22 protein-coding genes are annotated in these 18,524 nt (G+C 54.2%); 14 read left to right on the top strand and 8 right to left on the bottom strand.

Features of this window, described 5'->3' with window-relative positions:
* Positions 1 to 30 precede the first annotated feature (30 nt).
* The 4 genes from H8S18_RS08610 to H8S18_RS08595 all read left to right on the top strand — a co-directional run bounded on the left by H8S18_RS08610 (position 31) and on the right by H8S18_RS08595 (position 4,053).
* Positions 31 to 945 (top strand): alpha/beta fold hydrolase, encoded by a 915-nt coding sequence (locus tag H8S18_RS08610; RefSeq protein WP_186857903.1) that lies wholly within the window; start codon positions 31 to 33, stop codon positions 943 to 945.
* Positions 946 to 948: 3 nt separating this feature from the next.
* Positions 949 to 2,388 carry a DnaD domain-containing protein gene (locus H8S18_RS08605; protein WP_186857902.1) on the top strand — a complete coding sequence of 480 codons (1,440 nt, stop codon included), beginning with the start codon at positions 949 to 951 and terminating at the stop codon, positions 2,386 to 2,388.
* A complete protein-coding gene (locus H8S18_RS08600) occupies positions 2,378 to 3,292 on the top strand; it encodes an ATP-binding protein (protein ID WP_186857901.1) in 915 nt (304 codons plus the stop codon). The genes H8S18_RS08605 and H8S18_RS08600 overlap by 11 nt, the downstream gene beginning before the upstream one ends.
* A gap of 113 nt (positions 3,293 to 3,405) precedes the next feature.
* Positions 3,406 to 4,053, top strand: a complete 648-nt coding sequence (locus H8S18_RS08595; RefSeq protein WP_243165111.1) for a CDGSH iron-sulfur domain-containing protein — start codon at positions 3,406 to 3,408, stop codon at positions 4,051 to 4,053.
* Positions 4,054 to 4,247: 194 nt separating this feature from the next.
* On the opposite strand, the gene H8S18_RS08590 is transcribed toward H8S18_RS08595, so the two are convergent.
* On the bottom strand, positions 4,248 to 4,550 hold the full coding sequence (locus H8S18_RS08590) for an LPS biosynthesis protein (protein WP_186857899.1): 303 nt from the start codon (positions 4,548 to 4,550) through the stop codon (positions 4,248 to 4,250).
* A 166-nt stretch (positions 4,551 to 4,716) separates the two neighbouring features.
* On the opposite strand from H8S18_RS08590, the gene H8S18_RS08585 reads away from it, so the two are divergent.
* Together H8S18_RS08585 and rbr are read left to right on the top strand one after the other, a co-directional pair.
* The gene (locus H8S18_RS08585; protein WP_186857898.1) at positions 4,717 to 5,109 is read left to right on the top strand and encodes a Fur family transcriptional regulator; all 393 of its coding nucleotides are present in this window, start codon (positions 4,717 to 4,719) and stop codon (positions 5,107 to 5,109) included.
* 5 nt (positions 5,110 to 5,114) lie between these two features.
* Entirely contained in the window at positions 5,115 to 5,657 is a 543-nt protein-coding gene (gene rbr, locus H8S18_RS08580) for a rubrerythrin (protein ID WP_186857897.1), read from the top strand.
* A 361-nt stretch (positions 5,658 to 6,018) separates the two neighbouring features.
* Here the strand turns inward: rbr and H8S18_RS15080 are convergent, their stop codons facing one another.
* On the bottom strand, positions 6,019 to 6,153 hold the full coding sequence (locus tag H8S18_RS15080) for a TfoX/Sxy family DNA transformation protein (protein WP_407926963.1): 135 nt from the start codon (positions 6,151 to 6,153) through the stop codon (positions 6,019 to 6,021).
* Positions 6,154 to 6,397: 244 nt separating this feature from the next.
* Here H8S18_RS15080 and H8S18_RS08570 point away from each other — a divergent pair, with 244 nt between their 5' ends.
* Positions 6,398 to 6,790 carry a hypothetical protein gene (locus H8S18_RS08570; protein ID WP_186857896.1) on the top strand — a complete coding sequence of 131 codons (393 nt, stop codon included), beginning with the start codon at positions 6,398 to 6,400 and terminating at the stop codon, positions 6,788 to 6,790.
* A gap of 186 nt (positions 6,791 to 6,976) precedes the next feature.
* Here H8S18_RS08570 and H8S18_RS08565 read toward each other — a convergent pair whose 3' ends face one another.
* From H8S18_RS08565 to ychF, 6 genes are all read right to left on the bottom strand, one after another.
* Positions 6,977 to 7,213 carry a putative signal transducing protein gene (locus tag H8S18_RS08565; protein WP_186857895.1) on the bottom strand — a complete coding sequence of 79 codons (237 nt, stop codon included), beginning with the start codon at positions 7,211 to 7,213 and terminating at the stop codon, positions 6,977 to 6,979.
* A gap of 23 nt (positions 7,214 to 7,236) precedes the next feature.
* The gene (locus H8S18_RS08560) at positions 7,237 to 7,701 is read right to left on the bottom strand and encodes a hypothetical protein (RefSeq protein ID WP_186857894.1); all 465 of its coding nucleotides are present in this window, start codon (positions 7,699 to 7,701) and stop codon (positions 7,237 to 7,239) included.
* Positions 7,702 to 7,722: 21 nt separating this feature from the next.
* A complete protein-coding gene (locus H8S18_RS08555; protein WP_186857893.1) occupies positions 7,723 to 8,193 on the bottom strand; it encodes a putative signal transducing protein in 471 nt (156 codons plus the stop codon).
* Between the two features lie 145 nt (positions 8,194 to 8,338).
* The gene (locus H8S18_RS08550) at positions 8,339 to 9,700 is read right to left on the bottom strand and encodes an MATE family efflux transporter (protein ID WP_186857892.1); all 1,362 of its coding nucleotides are present in this window, start codon (positions 9,698 to 9,700) and stop codon (positions 8,339 to 8,341) included.
* Between the two features lie 145 nt (positions 9,701 to 9,845).
* Positions 9,846 to 10,853: a hypothetical protein gene (locus H8S18_RS08545; RefSeq protein ID WP_186857891.1), complete on the bottom strand. Its 1,008-nt coding sequence runs from the start codon at positions 10,851 to 10,853 to the stop codon at positions 9,846 to 9,848.
* 435 nt (positions 10,854 to 11,288) lie between these two features.
* The gene (gene ychF / locus H8S18_RS08540) at positions 11,289 to 12,386 is read right to left on the bottom strand and encodes a redox-regulated ATPase YchF (RefSeq protein WP_186857890.1); all 1,098 of its coding nucleotides are present in this window, start codon (positions 12,384 to 12,386) and stop codon (positions 11,289 to 11,291) included.
* Between the two features lie 499 nt (positions 12,387 to 12,885).
* On the opposite strand from ychF, the gene H8S18_RS08535 reads away from it, so the two are divergent.
* From H8S18_RS08535 to H8S18_RS08505, 7 genes are all read left to right on the top strand, one after another.
* Positions 12,886 to 13,695: an undecaprenyl-diphosphate phosphatase gene (locus H8S18_RS08535; protein WP_186857889.1), complete on the top strand. Its 810-nt coding sequence runs from the start codon at positions 12,886 to 12,888 to the stop codon at positions 13,693 to 13,695.
* Between the two features lie 416 nt (positions 13,696 to 14,111).
* Positions 14,112 to 15,074 (top strand): DUF1848 domain-containing protein, encoded by a 963-nt coding sequence (locus H8S18_RS08530; RefSeq protein ID WP_186857888.1) that lies wholly within the window; start codon positions 14,112 to 14,114, stop codon positions 15,072 to 15,074.
* The gene (locus tag H8S18_RS08525; protein WP_186857887.1) at positions 15,065 to 15,910 is read left to right on the top strand and encodes a prenyltransferase; all 846 of its coding nucleotides are present in this window, start codon (positions 15,065 to 15,067) and stop codon (positions 15,908 to 15,910) included. The genes H8S18_RS08530 and H8S18_RS08525 overlap by 10 nt, the downstream gene beginning before the upstream one ends.
* A 105-nt stretch (positions 15,911 to 16,015) precedes the next feature.
* Positions 16,016 to 16,387, top strand: a complete 372-nt coding sequence (locus H8S18_RS08520) for a DUF488 domain-containing protein (RefSeq protein ID WP_186857886.1) — start codon at positions 16,016 to 16,018, stop codon at positions 16,385 to 16,387.
* Positions 16,387 to 16,737, top strand: a complete 351-nt coding sequence (locus H8S18_RS08515) for a DsrE family protein (RefSeq protein ID WP_243165110.1) — start codon at positions 16,387 to 16,389, stop codon at positions 16,735 to 16,737. Before H8S18_RS08520 ends, H8S18_RS08515 begins: the two co-directional genes overlap by 1 nt.
* Positions 16,738 to 17,178: 441 nt before the next feature.
* Positions 17,179 to 17,559, top strand: a complete 381-nt coding sequence (locus tag H8S18_RS08510) for a hypothetical protein (RefSeq protein WP_186857884.1) — start codon at positions 17,179 to 17,181, stop codon at positions 17,557 to 17,559.
* Between the two features lie 43 nt (positions 17,560 to 17,602).
* Positions 17,603 to 18,508: an N-acetylmuramoyl-L-alanine amidase gene (locus H8S18_RS08505; protein WP_186857883.1), complete on the top strand. Its 906-nt coding sequence runs from the start codon at positions 17,603 to 17,605 to the stop codon at positions 18,506 to 18,508.
* Positions 18,509 to 18,524 lie beyond the last annotated feature (16 nt).

Here is an 18,524-nt window from a genome sequence, read left to right as displayed (position 1 = left end):
TGCCTGCATCAATATTGGGAGGAAGCAGCAGTGTTTGAACCGATCAGCATCACAAAATTTTTGAATAGGGAGCACGTGGGCCAATACGCGGACGTTGAGTTTGATACCTATATTGACGACCACGGGAAAGAGGAAGTGGAGGATATCCGCCTGCCTTTGCATTATTTCGAAGCGGGCGAAGGCGAACCGCTGATTCTTGTGCACGGAATCGGCCAATCCCTGTACGCATGGCGCAATAATTTTGAAGAGCTTGCGAAATCCTTCCACGTTTACGCGATCGACCTTCCGGGGCATGGGTTCTCCGGCAAACCGCAGATGAGCTACAGCATCGAAGAATTCGCGCTTGCCATTGAATCCTTTATGAATGTGCAGGAGCTTCCGGCGGCGCATTTCTGCGCTTTTGGCGAAGCGGCGGCCTATGTGCTGGACTTCGTGATGCACAACGTAAACCGCGCGGGCCGGCTGGTGTTTATTTCGCCCATGCTCACGTCAAACGGCGGCGGAGTCACCAAAACAAAGGGCCTCCCTTCCATCCTTGGCATGACGGCGGGGAAAATGATGCTTTCGGAAAATGCGGTACACGGCGTGCTCGAGGATTGCTATTTCGACAGGACCCTCGTTACGGACGAGGTGGCGAAGGAATATGCAATGGGCCTTTTGGACCGCGACTATAAGGTGATTGCAAAAATGTGCGTAGGTAATTTTATCGACGACGATATCAAGCAAAATATCCACAGTGTGAAAAACCCGATGCTTGTGATCCTCGGGGCGGAAGATAAGATCACCGGGGGACAGAAAAGCGAATTCCTCCAGCTCCCGCTGGCGGCGGCAAGCTCGCTTACCGTACGGAATTGCGGCTTCTTTGTAAACGAAGAAAAGCCGGACAAGGTAAACGCGGCAATCGTGGAATTCTGTGAGCCCAAAAAGCAGGGCAGGGAAGCGTAGCCAATGATCAAATTCACGCTGGACGAACAGGCGACGACGCCCGTTCCGACCGTATTTCTGAAAAAATACATGTGCGACGCGCCGGCGGATTACGTAAAGGTCTACCTGTATGGGCTGTGTCTTGCGAACGCGGGCACGCAGCTTTCGGATGTGGAGCTCGAGGCGGAGCTGCACATGACAGCCTCGCAGATCGAAGCGGCGCTTAACTATTGGTGCCTCAAGGGCCAGATGACAAAGAGCGGTGCAAAATATGCGTTTGTGATGCCGGACAGCACCACAAAAGAGGATGAGCCGAAAAAACGGCGCGCGCCTCTTTATGAGATGCAGAATTTCAACAACATGCTGCGCACGGTCCTCGCACGCGACCTTTCGCCCGCGGAGTTGAATAAAATTTACGATTATACCGACGTGTTCGGCCTGCCGCAGGAAGTGGTGCTCGCGCTGGTGGAATATTGCGTGGCGGAACGCGGTAACCGCATCAGCGTGGCGTACCTCGACAAGGTAGCCGAGGGCTGGAGCGAGGAAGGCGTCAACACCCTCGAAAAGGCGCAGCAGAAGATCGAAAGCTATAAGGCGGTATCGGGCGGGGCGAACCGGTTGATGCGGCTGATGGGCCTGCATGGGAAATACCCGGGCAAGACAGAGATGGACCTTTACAACAAGTGGACGGAAAAGTGGGGATTCACGCACGAGGCGATTGAATTTGTGATGAAGGGCAAGGAGTTTTCCAAGGACCAACCCTTTAAATACCTCGACGCGATCCTGCGTTCCCTCTATGACAGGGGCATCACGTCCTCCCGTAAGATAAACGAATTTTATACCGCGCAAAAGGAGCGGCGGGCCAACATCAAGGAAATATTGACCGCGCTCAAATATTCGCGCATTGTGGTCGCCCCCAAGCACGAGCAGTTTTACGACGAATGGCGGTCGGCGGGCTTTCCGCAGCAAATCATACTGCTTGCATGCGCGCAGTCTGTGAAGATCGGCAGCCGCCGGTTCGAATCCGTGGACAGCTTCCTGAAGGACTGGAAGCAGCAGGGCCTTGGGACGGAAGAAGAGATCAAGAAATACCTGCGCAAGCAAAATACCATCGACCGCAAGATCGCGCAGGTATACGAAAGCGCGGGCGTGGAGCGCGCCGTGGGCGAGGCAGACCGCCGGACCTATTTGCGGCTGACGCAGGAAAAGGGGCTCTCGCACGACGTGCTTTTATACGCGGCGGAATACAGTTCTTTAAAAGACCGGCCGTTTGAATACATGATGAAGGTTTTAAACCGCTGGGCGGAGGAAGGCGTGGATACGCTGGAAAAGGCGCAGAAACAGAATTTGAGCAACCTGTTCGCCAAAGCGCCGGGCGCGCTGGAGCGCGAATATTCCGACGAGGAAAAAAAGAAGCGCGAACAGGATGCATACGCGGATATGGAGCGGCTGTATGGCGAATAAGACCGTGATCGACCTGCTGGAGGATTTTTCCTTCCGGCATGCGAAGATCGACCAGGAAAACGAGCGCCGGATGAAAAACGACGCAGACATCATGGAGCTTGAGGAACAAAAGCGCGCGCTGCTTGCGGAAAAGCTGAAGCGCGCTTTTTTGGCGGAGGATACCACCGGGCTTGACGCGGACATCATGGAGCTTGAACGCAGGCAGGAGGAAATCGCCCGCAAAAAGGGACTTGTAGTTCCGTATGCATGCGCGGCATGCCGGGATACGGGCCTTGTGGGCAGGAAATACTGCGTCTGCTTTTTGCGTGAGGTTTATCAAACCATCTATGGCGCAGCCGATGTGAATACGCTTGCGGAACGTTTTGACAGGGCGGATTTCTCCGTGTTCGACGGAGAAAAAGAGCTTGCCATGGGCAGGACGCAGCGCGCTCTTGCGGAACTTGCCTACGGCATCTGCAAAAAATATGTGGATGCGTTTCCAAACACCCCGCGCCTGAACCTTCTTTTGCGCGGTAAGGCGGGGCTGGGCAAATCCTATTTGCTGCGGTGTATTGCCACGGCGGCGCGGGAAAAGGGCGTGGATGTATGCCTCATACGCGCGGGCGAGCTGTTCAGCGCGTTTTTCAAGCACCGCATGGGCGAAGAAATGCCGCTTTCCTTCCTGCAGGATGCACAGTTGCTGTTGATTGACGACCTTGGCACCGAGCCGATGACGCAGAACGTGACCACAGAATATTTGTTTGATCTTTTAAACCGCCGGCTCGAGGCGGGCAGGCATACGGCGGTGGCAACCAACGTAGACGATTTGCAGGCGCGGTATGGCGAACGTATTTCGTCGCGGCTTGAATCACGCGAGTGCGCCGTTTTGCTTTTGGACGGCATGGACCTGCGCTTGCGGCGGTAGCGGTACGGTGTGTAAAAAGGAAAGGCCTCTTTCCTTTTTTTTGTGCGTTTTAATCCCCCGCGTCGCGGTTATTAAGGAATGGTAAAACAATAACTATGGGGAGCAGGAAGCATATGCGTATCAAAGTATTGAAGGACGGGCCGTATGAGGTCACGGGAAACGTGCCGCTGCGGGAAATGAAGATCGGCGCGAATAAGGCGGGGGAATCTACCCATTGGCTGGATGGGGAGGCGTTTGAAACCGGGGAAACCTATCATTTGTGCCGCTGCGGGAAATCCAAAAACAAGCCTTTTTGCGACGGCAGCCACATGCATGGCTTTGACGGTACGGAAACGGCGGACCATGTGGCGTATGACGAGGCGGCAATCGTTTACCGTGGCGACGGAATGGAACTGATGGACGATGAAAGCCTGTGCGCGGTCGCGCGTTTTTGCGACGCGGCGGGAAGCACATGGAGGCTGATTAACGATGCGGAAAACGAAGAGCTTGCCATCCGGCAGGCATGCGACTGCCCCTCAGGACGGCTTACGGTTGTGAAGGACGGCAAAAAGATCGAGCCGGAACTGCCCAGGGAAATCGCGGTAGTTGAAGACGAGCCGGAAGGAAAACACGGCCCGCTCTGGGTGCGCGGCGGCATCGAAATCGAAGCGGAAGACGGAACGGTATACGAGGCCAGGAACCGCGTGACGCTGTGCCGGTGCGGAAGTTCGGGCAATAAGCCGTTCTGCGACGCGATGCACATGGACGGCAAAGAAGAATAATACCATAGCGCATTTGCGCGGGCTGCCCGGCCGGGTAAGGCTGGGCGGCTCTTTTTATTTGCCCACACCGGGACGCGCGGCGCCATATGCCAGGCCGAACGGCGTGGGAAACGCCCAAAGGCTATGTTTAGAAGTCCCGGCAAAAAAAGAAGAGGCTGTGCGCCCCTTCCCAATTCAAAGAAAATCAAAATATGTTATTTCAACCGTTCGGCTATCGAATGCTCCGTGAGGGAAGAAAGGCCGAGCAGCCGTTCGTTTACCATATCATGAAAGCAAGCCGGAAGATGGTTCCTGTGGGCGCGGTGCATCGCAACGCAGGATACGCAGTCGCCGTGATGCCTGCAAGGAGCCTTGCAAGAGCAATGATCCCCGCCGGACGCCTTCAGCTCTTTCAGTTCATCGAGAAATTCCTGCTCGAGCTTGCGGGCCAGGGCCTTGTCTCCGGCGTTAAAGGCAAGCACCGCCTGTGTTTCTTTTTCATTCCCATCGATTATCATACGAAATACCCCCTGATAAAACTATTGGTATTATTATAGCATCCTTATGGAAAAAGGAACAGGGATAGCTGCTTTTGTAAAAAATACGGCTTGCGGCGTTGACAAATGAAAAATAATGATATATAGTATCAATTGATAATAAATATCAATAAGGAGCCGGACAGATATGAAACCGCGCAATACGCTGCAAAAAAATATTATCCTCGAGCAGTTAAAGGAACTGCACCACCCTACTGCGGACGAGGTATACGGTATGGTTACAAAAAAGCATCCGGCCATCAGCAAGGCGACGGTATACCGAAACCTGAACAAGCTGGCGGACGAGGGGGCCGTCACCCATGTAAAGATACCGGATGGCGCGGACTGCTTTGACTCTATGACACACAGGCATTACCACATCCGCTGCAGGGAATGCGGCAGGGTGTTCGACGTGGATATGCCGTACCTGTCCGGGCTTGAAGAGCGGATTGCGGATACACATGGATTTGATGTGGACGGGCATGAAATTGTATTTTCCGGGCTTTGCCCGGACTGCAAAATAAAGAATGAGAAGGGGTAAAAGAAATGGAAAATTTAAAGGGAACCAAAACGGAAGCAAACCTGCAGGCGGCATTTGCGGGGGAATCACAGGCAAGGAACAAATATACGTATTACGCGTCTAAAGCAAAAAAGGAAGGCTATAACCAGATTGCCGCAATTTTTGAAGAGACCGCAGGAAATGAGAAAGAGCATGCAAAAATCTGGTTCAAGCTTCTGCACGAGGGCGATGTGCCGGATACGGCCACAAACCTGAAAGACGCCGCGGACGGTGAAAATTACGAATGGACGGATATGTACGCAACCTTTGCCAAAGAAGCACGGGAAGAAGGATTCGACCGCATCGCCCGCCTGTTTGAAATGGTCGGAGAGATTGAAAAAGAGCATGAGGAACGCTATCGCACATTGGCGAAAAACCTCGAAAACGGGTTGGTATTCTCACGTGACGGCGACAGGATTTGGCAGTGCACAAACTGCGGCCATATCGTAATCGGCCCGAAAGCGCCGCAAATGTGCCCGGTATGCGCGCATCCGCAGGCATATTTCCAGATCAAAGCGGAAAATTATTAAGAGGCACCAGCCGGAAAAAAGGAACCGGGCCCGGAAGAAACAAATGGCTATGCATTTTATTGCATAGCCATTTGTTCATACTGCTATATTGCTATATACCGGAATTCATTTTAACTGCTCTGGCGGGCTGCGCGGGTATGGACTTTTTGCACGAAAAGAATTTAGGCCCCGCATGATTATGCGGCTTCCAAATAAAAGAAACCGTCCGGGCAAACACCGGCTTTATTCCTCCGAAGCGCCCCTGCCATACTTTTTTATGGCGTGCTGCTGTCAGCCTGCAAAGGTGCTCCAATCAATTGCCCAGGCTTCTTGTCTGCGGTTTTTCAAATGTATTTTCTTCCCTATGGAATGGGAAGGGCGCTCATTTCATGGCCTGGTAAAAATTTTTAAGCTCCGCTTTTGCTTCTGCCGGAAGATTATGCCAGCGTACGCCGCGGGTTGCGCCCTCGAGCGCGCACAGGCGGCTCTGGCAGGAGGAAGGAACGGCGGCCTTGATGCGCAGTCATGCGTCCCGGCTCCCGCCCCGCGCCAGCTCCTCCGGCGTATGGATTCCCGCCTGCCCGGGCTGCCCTTGCAGCACTTTTCCGATGGTAACGCGTTTAGAAAGGCACTTCATTGCCGTATCCCTCTTTTGCCGGGCATAGCACGTTTTCCGGAAATGCGCAAAACTGTTTTGCCCGGTTTTGGCGCGCTCCGTTTTTTAGGAGGACTCTTTTGGAAAAATGTGTTAAAATAAATACATGGACCAGAAAACTTTTTGGCGGGAGCAAACCCCGCAGAAAACAAAATCATATGTGATGTGGGGCGTGCTCGGCGGGGCGTTCCTTTGCCTTAACGCGCTTATTTCCATGTCTTTTTACGGGGTGTTGGCTTTGATCGACGTGGCGCTTGTGGGCGGACTGACGCTCGGCATATATTTGAAACAAAGCCGGGCTTGCGCCCTGGCCCTGCTCTTCCTGTTTGTGCTTTCCCAAGGCGTAACCGCCTATTTTATCACATTCGGCGTGGTGGAATGGATTTTAATCGTGGTATTTGGCTATGCGCTCGTGTGCGGCATGCTCGGAACGTTTGCATTCCAAAAGGAATGGCGGGCGTATAAAAACAAAAATGCGCTGCCGCCCAAGCAGAACTAAAGAAAAAACAGGCGTCCGGCGCGGCAACGCGCCGGATTTTTCAGCGAAAAAAGCCAAACCCTCCCCATGCGGAAAGAGTTACGGTAAGATTGCCCGGAAAAACATTTTTGCATACCAAAAAACGGCGCGCCGCGCATCCTGCGGACGGCAGCCCAAAGAAATAACAGCCAAATAACTACGCGTTCTTTAGTCTTCGCCGGAAATCATGCCTTCCACCGCATCCTGCGCGGCGGCAAAATCGGCCTCGGATACAAAAATATCATCGCCGTAAGAGGACGAACCCGTATATGCGCTCATGGCTTCGCCAAAGAATTTTGACCGGGGCTGTGTGACGGCGGGAATATTGTTCTGGCTGAGAACATCTGTAATCATTGAAGTTTCAACTGCGCTCGCGGTCGAGGCGAGCAAAATACGTTTTTCCATCAGGGACCATCCTTTCAAATTTATCAGTGGGAAAAAACAACCGCGCAGGCAATGAGCACTGCGACAACGGCCGCCGCAACCCAGATCCGTATATGCCGTGCCGGATCGGGGGATGCTTCTTCGTCTTCCGCGCCGCTTTTTTCCGCAGCGATGCAGCCGTCCCCCAAAATGGAAGCGGCGATCTCCACCGCGGACTCGTAATCCATACGGTCTACAAAAATATCGCTGCCTTCTTCCGGACCGCAAGAACCTTCCTTTGGCTGGGCGAACGCGGGAATGGCGCTGTCGTTCAGCATATCGATGAGCATGGCGCTCGATTCTCGGCTGCACGCGGACACAAGGAACACACGGTTTGCCTCGTCGCCATAGGCCGGGGCAGGTTTGCTATCCGGCGCTTTGGGAAGCGAATCCACAAGGTGCGCGCCGCAGTCGGCGCATACGGTATAACCTTCATCGTATTCAGTTCTGCAATTAGGACAAAAGGGCACGTTTGCCACCTCCCCGAACGATTATTGGAACAGGCGGACGAGTGCAAAAATAAGGAACGCCAGCCAGATAACGGCGAACGCGCCCAGCATGATCCGTGAACGCCGCCGCCCAGGATTTTTTTTCGGATGTTCCACGGATGTTTCCGGCTGGGAAAGAAATTCCCGTGCCAACGCGCTTGCAGCTTCATAGTCTACCGCGTCCACATAAAGATCCTCGCCGTAAATGGAAAAACCGGAATAGGCATTCAGGTAGTTTCCGGCTTCTTTTTGCTGCGCAAACGCACGGATGCCGTGCTGGCCAAGGATATCCACGATCATGGCGCTTTCAATAGAACCGGATGTTGAAAGGAGAAACATGCGCTTCATGGAAACATACCGAAGGGGCTCTTCCTCCGGTTCCGCGGGGAGCGAATCCACAAGGTGCGCGCCGCAGCCGGCGCATACGGTATAGCCTTTGTCATATTCCGTCCTGCAATGCGGGCAAAACGGCATAACACTCACCACCCTTTTTCCAATAGTAACACAGGAACACCCTGCGAACAAGAAAAATGTTTTTATGCGCAAAAAATGTTACTTTCATGGCGTGCGGCGCGCGCTTTGGAAAGCGCATTGGCCGGAAGCGGGCGAAACGGATGCGTTAAGCTTCGCAGCGGACTGTGCCCGGCCGTTTGGCCTTTTTTGCCAGCCAAAAGAAATAGGCTGCGCACAGGCCAATCTGCACCACCGAAGAAGCAGGCGTTGCAAGGCCGATCATAAAAAGGGATACACCCGGAATCCGGCTCATAAAATAGGAGATGGGGATGCGCACGGCAAACGCGCCGACGATCCCCTGCGCCATTACGAAAAGCGTCTTGCCGCAGCCGTTGAAATACCCCATGAAGCAAAAGAGGAACGAGGTCAGCAGGCAATCGATGGCGTAAGCGCGCAAATAGTCCGCCGCAGCCGAGACCACCGCGGCGTCCCGTGCGAAGACGGAGGCCAGCGCGCTTCCGTGAAAAAAGGAAACGTACGCGATCAGTACGCCCACGGCAAGGGAGGAAAGAATGCCATACAAAAGCGCTTTTTTTGCCCTGTCCGGCTTGTTCGCGCCGATGTTCTGCGCCACAAATGCGGCCATGGACTGCATATAGGCCGAGGGCACGAGCATGATAAAGGCGCACAGCTTTTCCGCCACGCCGATGCCCGCCGAAGCGGTGAGGCCGAGGGCATTCACGATTGCAAGGATCACGAGGAAAGAAATACTCACAAGAAGGTCCTGCAGGGCAATGGGCGACCCAAGCTTCACGATCTTGCCGATCAGCCTGCGGTCAAAGCGAATATCTTTTTTGGAGAAAGAAAAAGGCAGCGCGCGTTTGCGGATAATGAGCAGGGAAAGCAGGACGCTTACGGCCTGCGCGGCTACCGTCGCAACCGCCGCGCCCGCGACGTCCATGCGAAACACACCCACCAGCAAAAGGTCACCGCCGATGTTTACCGTACACGCGATGGCCACGGTGATGAGGGGCATTTTGGAATCGCCGATCCCACGGAAAACGCTGCCGATTACGTTGAAAGCCACGATGAAAATACTGCCTGCCGAACAAATTTGCACATAAGAGACAGTGCCCCGCGCGGCCTCAGGCGGAGCGTGCATCAAGACGGCAAGGGATTCCGCGGCGAGAATCATAACGACGGTAAGCCCCGCGGCGACAGCCGCAAACAGGGCGATACCGCTTCCAATGGCGCGGCCCGCGTCACGGAAGCGCTTTTCGCCGATCCTCTGCCCGACAAGTATGGTGATACCCATGGAGAGGCCGACGATCACGATTGTCAGCGTCTGCATGATTTGGCTTCCCGTGGAAACGGCGGATACGCCTGCCGCGGTGCCAAACTGGCCGACCACAAGCAGGTCTACCGCGCCATACATGGCCTGTAAAAACAGCGCCAGCAGCACGGGAAGCGCGAAACGAATCAGCGGCGAAAAGATTTTTCCCTGGGTAAAAGTTTGGGATACAGGCATAAATTCCTCCTTAAAACAATAAAAAGCCGGATAACATACCGGGCGCACCCGACATCTTATCCGGCTTTGCAACTGCGATTACAAGCCCTCCGATGAACAAAAAAATTATAATATAAGCAATGTAAATTTGTCAATAAATGCCAGGTTATTTGAGATCGATGGTTTCTTCGGGCAGATAGCGGTAAAAGGAGAACAGCTCCAGCTCCACCTGCCCCGCAAGCGTTTCGGGTACCGGCCCGAGGCAGCAGCATTGCTCCCTGTGCCCGTGCGGGCCTTTTTCACCGTTGGAAACCAGGACGGCGATGGACGCCGCGCCGCTTTTCCATTCGGGGGCGGCGTTAAGGTACGCTTTTGTGTAAAAAGAAAGCTGGACGTCCCCCTCCGCTTCGTACGCGAGCACAAGGAGCTTATGCCCTTTGGGACAGGCGTCCCGCCTGCTTTTTTGTATGTTTGCGATCTGCGCGTCCGAAAGGCCCTGCGCGCGCATCTGCCCAGCCGATTCGCGCTCCTGCTCCGGCGTGGGTGCAGAAAACTCGTGCAGGAAAAGTCCGTTCAAATAATACCCGCACTCCGTTCCGTCCGGCTTTTTGAAGGTAAACCGTTCATCTGCCGGCCCCGTGCCCAGCATCACGGTATGCTCCTGATGAATGGGCAGCTCCACACTCTCCGGCCCAACGGCAAGGGAAAGGCCGAGGGGCCGGGCTGGATCGAACGCGGAAAAAATACCGCTGTCCTCAAACGCGCAATGCATAACGGAAATATCCCGCTGCGGGATATCCGCAAGCCGCCCCAGGCCGACGCCCTTTTCCACGAAATACCGGAACGGCACATCTTCCTGCGAACCGTTGCCGGACAGGGGAACCGCACCGGCGGATGTAAACGAAAGAAGATGGCCTTGAATGCAAAGGGACTGCGGCCAGAAGCGGTTGAGTTCCGCATCGAGCAGGGCATATTCCCGTTCCTCCCGGTGCGTGGACGCCTCGGGCTCCCCGTCTAAAAACCGTTTGGGAATTGGGCGGTGGTAAAAGAGCCACAGGCAGTTTTCGCCGCCGTGTGAGGCCAGTGCCGCGAGTACAGCCTCCCGCCCGCGTATGCGCAGCGGCTCATTTAAAAGGATCTCCTGTTCGGGCATAAAATTTCTGAATCCAGCCATGCACTTTCTCCTTTTGTATCGTAGGGTGAAAGGCCTGCCGGGCCTCTGCGCAAAAGAAGAGACAGGCCCAAAAGCGACGGTGAGCGTTAAGTAAACCGCTGGTTGCTGAAAGAAGAATGAAATAAGAGTTCTGATCTTGCAGGGAACAGGTATAACAGGCAAACGCGCCCCAGGCCGCGCATTGAATGGCCGCGCCCGTCCCAAGCCCCGCGAGGATCGCAGGGAAAACGCCCGCATCTATCCAGAACGCGGAAAAGGAACCTTCGCCCCGTTTAGGCAGCAGAAAAAAGAAGCGAAGCAAAAAGGCGTGCAAAAAACAAGGCCCCCGCACGAAACCCAGCGCCAGCGGTTCGTGTGGGGAAGAGGAGGAGCCGCCTAAGGAGCAAGCTTTCGTCGTAAGACGGAAGCGAAGCAAAAAGGCGTGCTCCGACGCCGTTATACGTTAAACCGGAACAACACCACATCGCCGTCCTGTATGACATATTCCTTGCCTTCCTGGCGTACGAGGCCCTTTTCCTTGGCGGCCTGCATATCTCCGCCGCATTCGTTTTTCAGTGTGTCGAAGGCGATGACTTCCGCCTTGATGAACCCGCGCTCAAAGTCGCTGTGGATTTTACCCGCGGCCTGAGGCGCTTTGGTTCCCCTGGTAATGGTCCACGCGCGCACTTCCTTTTCTCCGGCGGTCAGGTAGCTGATGAGGCCGAGGAGGGAATAGGATTTCTTAATCAGTTTGGAAAGACCGGACTCCCCGATGCCAAGCTCCTCGACAAACAGGGATTTCTCCTCTTCATCCATTTCCGAGAGGTCTTCTTCTATTTTTGCGGAAATGGTCACAACTTCGCTCTTGTGCTCTCCTGCATACGCTTGCAGCGGCTTTAAAATGGGCAGGCCGTCTTTGCCGACCTGGTCTTCCGCAATATTGCCTACATAGATGATAGGCTTATCCGTAAGCAGGAACATGGAGCGCATGATCTCCCCTTGTTCTTCGTCAAATTCGATGTTGCGCGCAAAGTTGCCCTTTTCAAGCTCCGCAAGGACCGTCTCGCACACCGCGGCTTCGAGCTTCCATCTTTTGTCGCCTGTCTTTTGCATCTTTACAGCTTTGTCGAGCCGCTTTTGCACGGTTTCCATGTCCGCGAAAATCAGTTCATAATTGATGGTGGTCACGTCGCGCAGCGGGTCGATGCTGCCATCCACGTGGGTAATGTTGTCGTCCTCAAAACAGCGCACCACCTCGATGATCGCATCCACCTCGCGGATATGCGACAAAAATTTATTGCCGAGGCCCTCGCCCTTGCTTGCGCCTTTCACGAGCCCCGCGATATCCACAAACTCAATTTGCGCAGGCGTAAACTTCTGCGGATGGTAAATCTCCGCCAGATAATCCATGCGCGCGTCCGGCACGGAAACGATGCCGTAATTCGGCTCGATGGTGCAGAACGGATAATTCGCGCTCTGCGCGCCCGCCTGCGTAAGCGCGTTAAAAAGCGTGCTTTTGCCGACATTCGGCAACCCGACGACTCCTAATTTCATTTATCCCGATTCTCCTTTATATTCCACTGTTTTCAAGACCAGTTTGCAATTTTTGCGCTATTTCTACGCCAATTTACACTGCTTTCAACTGCCAGGACTGTTTTACCGCATGAACCAAAGATTTATTAGATACGCGGACATATCTATCCATAGTAACCTGCAATGAAGCGCGTCCGGGAAGCGTTTACAATGCTTTAGGCTGCATGCCCCGCTCAATGGCTCCAGCGGCATAAATATGGCGTAAGGCCATACTCTCCAAAATAAAAAATAAAGGGCAAGCGCCCGGCAACAATCCCTAAACCGGAGGTATGCCGCACCGCCGCGCCCCTCCCCGGGGGTTGCTACGCGCGGGCTGTTCCCCGCTTTGCAACCATTTTATTATAATCTGTAATGTAATCTTTCGCAAGCGCGGTTGTGAAAACTGCACGGGCCTGTTATAATAAAAAAGTTAGAGGAACTCATTATCGTCTGAAAAGGCTACTAGGTAAGGAGCAGAACTATGAGTTTTTTAGATACGATCATTTTAGGGGCGGTTCAGGGTTTCACCGAATTTCTGCCCGTTTCAAGTTCAGGACATCTTAATTTAATGCAGGCCTTGCTCGGCGTAGGCGAGGTGCCGATTTTTTATGATGTGATGCTGCACGTGGGTACGCTGGTGGCGGTGTTCATCGTGCTGTGGCCGGAAATTGTGGCGATCCTCACGCATCCCGTTAAAAACAAGCTGGGGATGTTGATTTTGGCGACGATCCCGGCGGTTGTGGTGACGCTGATTGCGGAAAAAGTGGCTCCCGAAACGTTTGCGAACGTGCTCGACGGGAAATACCTTGCCTTCGGGTTTTACGCGACGACGGGCGTGCTCGTCGCGTGCGAACTGGTTGCGCAGCGCATAGAGCGTAAGCGCGGAGTGGAGCTCCCGCAGGCGATGGCAATGGGCCTGATGCAGGCGGCGGCGATCCTGCCCGGCCTTTCGCGTTCCGGGTCGACCATTGCGGGCGGCCTTTTCTCGGGCGTAGGCCGCGAACGGGCGGCGAAGTTTGCGTTTTTGATGTCTATCCCGGCGATCCTCGGCGGCGTGGTGTTCGGCGCGAAGGATCTTGCGGAAACCGGCATGGGCGACGTTTCCGTTCCGGCTGTCATCGTAGGCACTATCGTTGCAGCGGTGTGCGGTTTTGTGGCCATCAAATTCATGCTCAAACTCATCAGCAAATACAAGCTTTACGGCTTTGCGATCTATACGGCGGCTATCGGTACCATCGTGCTGGTGGAATCCCTCACTGCGGGGCAGATGTTCGCAAATCCCTTTGTTTAAAATGCGGTATGGACTGAAGCGGTCTTCCACTTTTGCGGAAGGCCGCTTTTTATTTGCGGGGGATGGAAGATTCCTCCGGCTATCCGCTTTCCGCCCCTAGACTACAAAATTGATGGGCAGAACGGGGAAAAACAGCTTTGCCGCTTTAACGGCAGCGCAGCAGACAACCGGCGGGGGAGAATACGGCGCGCAAAGGACTGGCCATTGCGGATGTCTTCACCATTCCATACCGTGTGGACGGCAATACGCCGGCGGTCTGCCTGATTGGCCATACAATCGTCAAATACCTGCTTGACGGGACATAAGAAAAATAGAAACAGCCGGAAAGTCCCCTTTTCCGGGCTGCCTTTTGGTATAATATAAATATAAGGAGCGTAATGCAGGCCAGAGGTTTGCTCCGCAAAAAGGGGAAAGCAATGATTATCAGTGCAAGCAGGCGCACGGATATTCCGCGTTTTTATTTCGATTGGTTTCTGAACCGCCTTAAAAGCGGTTTTGTTTTGGTGCGCAACCCGATGAATTTCCATCAGGTGAGCCGCATACCCCTTTCGCCGGAAGTGGTGGACTGCATCGTTTTTTGGACCAAAAATCCGGAACCGATGCTCGGAAAACTTGATCATTTAAAAAACTATCCCTATTATGTACAATTTACCGTTAACCCATACGGGCCTGAAATGGAATGCGCCCTGCCCCCGAAAGAAAGACTCGTGGAAACATTCCGGCGGCTCGCGGACCGGACGGGTGCGCGGCAGGCGGTATGGCGCTACAGCCCCGTGCTGTTGAGCCGCACTTATCCGCCGGAGGCACACCTCGAATTTTTTACCAAAACAGCGGAGGCACTCCGGGGCTATACGGAGCAGTGTAAACTGAGTTTTCTCGACCTATATCCCAAGATCAGGACGCGCATGGCTGCGCACGGTATTTTCACCCTTGCAGAGGAGGCGCAGACGGATCTCGCGCGGAAGCTTGCGGAGATTGGACGGAAAAACGGCATCGAGGTATCGGCATGCGGAACACCGGGCCTTGCCGCGGCGGGCATCCCGCAGGCAAAATGCATTGACGGTGCCCTGGTCTCGAGGATCACGGGCCGCCGGATGAACCTGAAAAAGGATCCCGGACAGCGAAGCGAATGCCGCTGCGTCAAAAGCGTGGACGTCGGCGCATACGATACGTGCGGCAACGGCTGCCGGTATTGCTACGCCAATGTATCGGACAAAGCCGTGCAAAAGAACCGGGCAGGCTACGACCCGGCCGCGCCCATGCTGTGCGGTACGCTCCTGCCGGGAGACAAAGTGACCGAGCGGGCGGTAAAACCAGACCGTACCGGGCAGGTGAGCCTGTTTGACATGGATGCGGGAAGGGAGGAAAAATGGCAATAGAAAAACAATATTTACCGGATGCGGAGGTTATCCTGTCGCACCGGCATGATAACGGGGCCGATCTTTGGACCACGCCGGACAAGCGGCTTTTGAAAGGCGCGCCATGGTCTGCGCTCGAAAGCGCCATGTTCCTGACGGAGCTTGGAATGGACAGCACGGACCCACTGATGCGGAAAATGGCAGAATTATTTTTCGGTGCGTGGCGGGAGGACGGACGCTTCAAGGTGGCTCCCTCAGGCGGGATTTATCCCTGCCAGACCATCCACATGGCGGAGGCGCTGTGCCGCATGGGTTACGCCGCGGATCCGCGGCTGCGGCGGACATTTTGCCACCTCCTTGAAACGCAGCGGGAGGACGGCGGCTGGAAATGCAATAAATACAGCTTTGGGCGCGGCCCGGAAACGGAGCATTCCAATCCCTTTCCCACGCTCACCGCGCTTTCGGCGTTTCGTTTCAGCGAATACCTGAACCGGGAACCCGCGCTCGACCGCGCAGTGGAATTCCTGCTGTGGCACTGGACGGTGCGCAAGCCCGTCGGCCCGTGCCACTATGGGATGGGCACGCTGTTCATGCAGGTGGAATATCCGTTCCATAATTATAATCTGTTTGTGTATGTGTACGTCCTTTCGTTTTACGACCGCGCAAAAAAAGACGAACGTTTTTTGGCGGCGCTGTCCGCACTGGAAGGAAAACTCGCAAACGGGCAGGTGGTGGTGGAGCGCGTCCGGCCCAAGCTCGCAAGGCTTTCCTTCTGCGCGAAGGGAAAGCCGAGCGCCCTCGCAACGAAGCGTTACCGCGAAATACTTGCCAACATGGGGCGAAAGGGGGGCATTTGAATGCCGCCGCTGCGAAATCAGCCTTTTTGCGTCATCAATTAAATTTCGGCAGATTTGGTTAGAAAATCCGCAGAATGCTTATCAATAAAAACGAGGTGAAAAAAGATGCTGAAGCTGAAACGCGTATATGAAGGCGCAGGAGAAGAAGACGGCTTCCGGATCCTGGCAGACCGCCTGTGGCCGCGCGGGGAATCAAAGGAAAAGGCCGCAATCGACCTGTGGGAGAAGGAAATCGCGCCTACGCCGGGGCTGCGTAAATGGTTTGGGCACACACCGGAGAAATTTCCGGAGTTCCGAAAAAAATACATTGCGGAGCTTGAACGGAACCCCGCGTTGGAACCGTTTCTTACCACCGTCCGAAACCGGGCTGCCGGGGGAAACGTAACGCTGGTTTATGCGGCGAAGGATTCAAAAAACAATGACGCCGTAGTGCTGAAAGAATATTTGGAGGAGCGATTGAAGGAAGGAGGAGCATGATGAAAGCAGTAATACACGTAGACGAATCAAAAAAGTGGGACCTTGCCCTTACGAACGCCGAAAATATTATGAGATACGGCGAACAGACGGGTACGGATTTTAACATTGAGATCGTGGCGAACAGCGAGGCCGTAAAAGATTTGCGCGAAGACGAGGCAAGGGAAGCCGGGCGCTACGATACCGTGCGCGACCTCGCGCTCGATACCGTGAAGTTTACGGCGTGCAGGAACGCGCTGGCAAGTGCGGGAATACGCGAAAGCACGCTGATCCCGTTTGTGGAGGTTGTCCCGTCAGGGGCGGTGGAACTGATTAAAAAACAGCACGAAGGGTTTGCCTATATCAAACCGTAGTATGACGTAAGATCTAATTCAGAGAGATCAAAAAAGCACACGGCTGCCGCGTGCTTTTTTGATATGCTTTATGGCCAAACTATCCGCCTGTTTCATTGGGGGCCAAGGCGTTCGTGCTTGTATCGGCGGAGCGTTATGATGGGCATACTGGCTTGGTTATGGCTCCTAATGCAAAATCGCGGTAAAAAGCGCTGCAAACTACGGTTGGGTTTCAAAAAAGAACGTTACCGGTTTGCGGTTATACGAGGGAAATAGCTGTATGGAAGGCTTTTATGGTTTGCGGCATGCCTGTTCCATGACGAAACAAGGAAGAACTGGGACGCCGAATTTGTTGCCGCCGGAACATGTCGGGCAGATGTCGTGTAATTGGCTGCGTTTTTTTGATATAATGTTATTGTAGAAAAATAGACGGGCTCCATAAAAACGGGGCTGGAAAAGGAAGTGCGTTTACGTACTTCCTTTTTTGTTCCCCGGATTCCAATTAACAATGGAAAGAAAGCAAAAGAGGACAGGAGGTGGGAATGCGGAAGATACAGGGGATTATGCCATGCCGTTACTACAATGGTAATTGGGTTCCTGGGCGGGCGGCGGCGCGCAAAGGTAAAACAGGACAGAACGGAAGAGGAGGCCATCCGGGGCGGTGTACGCTGTCTTTTGCGGGAGGAGTTGATCCGTATTTGCGACAGGTGTCTCGAGCGTGGGAGCGTGCGCATCCACAGTTTGGAATCTTTGGATGATCTCCTGAAGCAGTATACGGCACTCGGCGGGAATGGAGCGGTGCGGAAGCTTGTGGAGGACGTGAAGAAGTTAGAGGTCAAATGAGGCGCGGAAGCGTCTTTTTTATTTCAAAGAAGGAGGAAAGAGTATGAAAATTTATATCAATCCGGGACACGGCGGGAGCGACAGCGGGGCCGTGGGCATCGGAGACAGGCAGGAAAAGGACGACGCGCTGCGGTATGCGTCCGCAGTCGCGGAAAAGCTGGAAGAAGCCGGGCATTCCGTAAATCTCGAACGGGACGGGGATTACCTGATTCCGGTAAAAGAGATCGCGGCAAAGGCAAACGCGTGGGGCGCGGACCTGTTTATTGCGTTTCACCGCAATTCGGGAGGCGGCGAGGGCGCGGAATGCCTGATCGTATCAGCGGCAAGCGCGACGTCAAGGAAATTGGCACAGGCTATACAGGATAGGCTCGTAGGCGTAGGATTTAAAAATCGCGGCGTGAAGGTGCAGGACAAAAACACATACGTCCTGTCGCATACCACAATGCCGGCGACGACCATCGAGGCGGGATTTATGGACAGCGCGGCGGATAACGCTTTGTTTGACAGCAAATTTGACGAGATCGTGAATGAGATTGCGCGGGGCATCCTGTCTATCGCGGGAGGAAGCCTGCCGGAAGAAAAGGAGGAAGCAATGCCAAACAGGACGGAAGTGGAAACATATGTGGACAGGCTGTACCGGAAGGTGCTGGACCGGGAGCCGGACGCAGCAGGTAGAACGTACCACATAAACGAGCTGATGAACAGACGGATTACGCCCGCGCAGACGGGATATAGTTTTTATTTCGGAACGGAAGAACTGAAAACCCGGGAGGCGAACGGGGAATTTATTTGCGAGTTGTACCGGGGGCTTCTTGGGCGGGAGCCGGACACGTCCGGGAAGGAAAACTGGATGAAGCGGATTTACAAGGATATGAGCCGGGAAGCGCTGTTTCATGCATTTGCAGCGTCGGCGGAATTTAGGGCTGTGGAAAAACAGATGGGATTTTGAAGGAGGAGGAAAGAAT

This window comes from Christensenella tenuis (assembly GCF_014287795.1).
Classification (GTDB): Bacteria; Bacillota; Clostridia; order Christensenellales; family Christensenellaceae; genus Christensenella; species Christensenella tenuis.
The sequence above is the reverse complement of the archived record's forward strand: the minus strand, read 5'-3'. Positions and strand labels throughout refer to the sequence as shown.

What these genes read in the sequence shown, in the direction of transcription:
- ychF (WP_186857890.1), bottom strand. Translation starts at nt 12,386, where the DNA reads ATGAAATTAGGAGTCGTCGGGTTGCCGAATGTCGGCAAAAGCACGCTT.
- rbr (WP_186857897.1), top strand. Translation starts at nt 5,115, where the DNA reads ATGGAAAATTTAAAGGGAACCAAAACGGAAGCAAACCTGCAGGCGGCA.
- H8S18_RS08545 (WP_186857891.1), bottom strand. Translation starts at nt 10,853, where the DNA reads ATGGCTGGATTCAGAAATTTTATGCCCGAACAGGAGATCCTTTTAAAT.
- H8S18_RS08600 (WP_186857901.1), top strand. Translation starts at nt 2,378, where the DNA reads ATGGCGAATAAGACCGTGATCGACCTGCTGGAGGATTTTTCCTTCCGG.
- H8S18_RS08515 (WP_243165110.1), top strand. Translation starts at nt 16,387, where the DNA reads ATGAAAGCAGTAATACACGTAGACGAATCAAAAAAGTGGGACCTTGCC.
- H8S18_RS08590 (WP_186857899.1), bottom strand. Translation starts at nt 4,550, where the DNA reads ATGATAATCGATGGGAATGAAAAAGAAACACAGGCGGTGCTTGCCTTT.
- H8S18_RS08605 (WP_186857902.1), top strand. Translation starts at nt 949, where the DNA reads ATGATCAAATTCACGCTGGACGAACAGGCGACGACGCCCGTTCCGACC.
- H8S18_RS08595 (WP_243165111.1), top strand. Translation starts at nt 3,406, where the DNA reads ATGCGTATCAAAGTATTGAAGGACGGGCCGTATGAGGTCACGGGAAAC.
- H8S18_RS08555 (WP_186857893.1), bottom strand. Translation starts at nt 8,193, where the DNA reads ATGCCGTTTTGCCCGCATTGCAGGACGGAATATGACAAAGGCTATACC.
- H8S18_RS08550 (WP_186857892.1), bottom strand. Translation starts at nt 9,700, where the DNA reads ATGCCTGTATCCCAAACTTTTACCCAGGGAAAAATCTTTTCGCCGCTG.
- H8S18_RS08505 (WP_186857883.1), top strand. Translation starts at nt 17,603, where the DNA reads ATGAAAATTTATATCAATCCGGGACACGGCGGGAGCGACAGCGGGGCC.
- H8S18_RS08570 (WP_186857896.1), top strand. Translation starts at nt 6,398, where the DNA reads ATGGACCAGAAAACTTTTTGGCGGGAGCAAACCCCGCAGAAAACAAAA.
- H8S18_RS08525 (WP_186857887.1), top strand. Translation starts at nt 15,065, where the DNA reads ATGGCAATAGAAAAACAATATTTACCGGATGCGGAGGTTATCCTGTCG.
- H8S18_RS08530 (WP_186857888.1), top strand. Translation starts at nt 14,112, where the DNA reads ATGATTATCAGTGCAAGCAGGCGCACGGATATTCCGCGTTTTTATTTC.
- H8S18_RS08535 (WP_186857889.1), top strand. Translation starts at nt 12,886, where the DNA reads ATGAGTTTTTTAGATACGATCATTTTAGGGGCGGTTCAGGGTTTCACC.
- H8S18_RS08565 (WP_186857895.1), bottom strand. Translation starts at nt 7,213, where the DNA reads ATGGAAAAACGTATTTTGCTCGCCTCGACCGCGAGCGCAGTTGAAACT.
- H8S18_RS08520 (WP_186857886.1), top strand. Translation starts at nt 16,016, where the DNA reads ATGCTGAAGCTGAAACGCGTATATGAAGGCGCAGGAGAAGAAGACGGC.
- H8S18_RS08585 (WP_186857898.1), top strand. Translation starts at nt 4,717, where the DNA reads ATGAAACCGCGCAATACGCTGCAAAAAAATATTATCCTCGAGCAGTTA.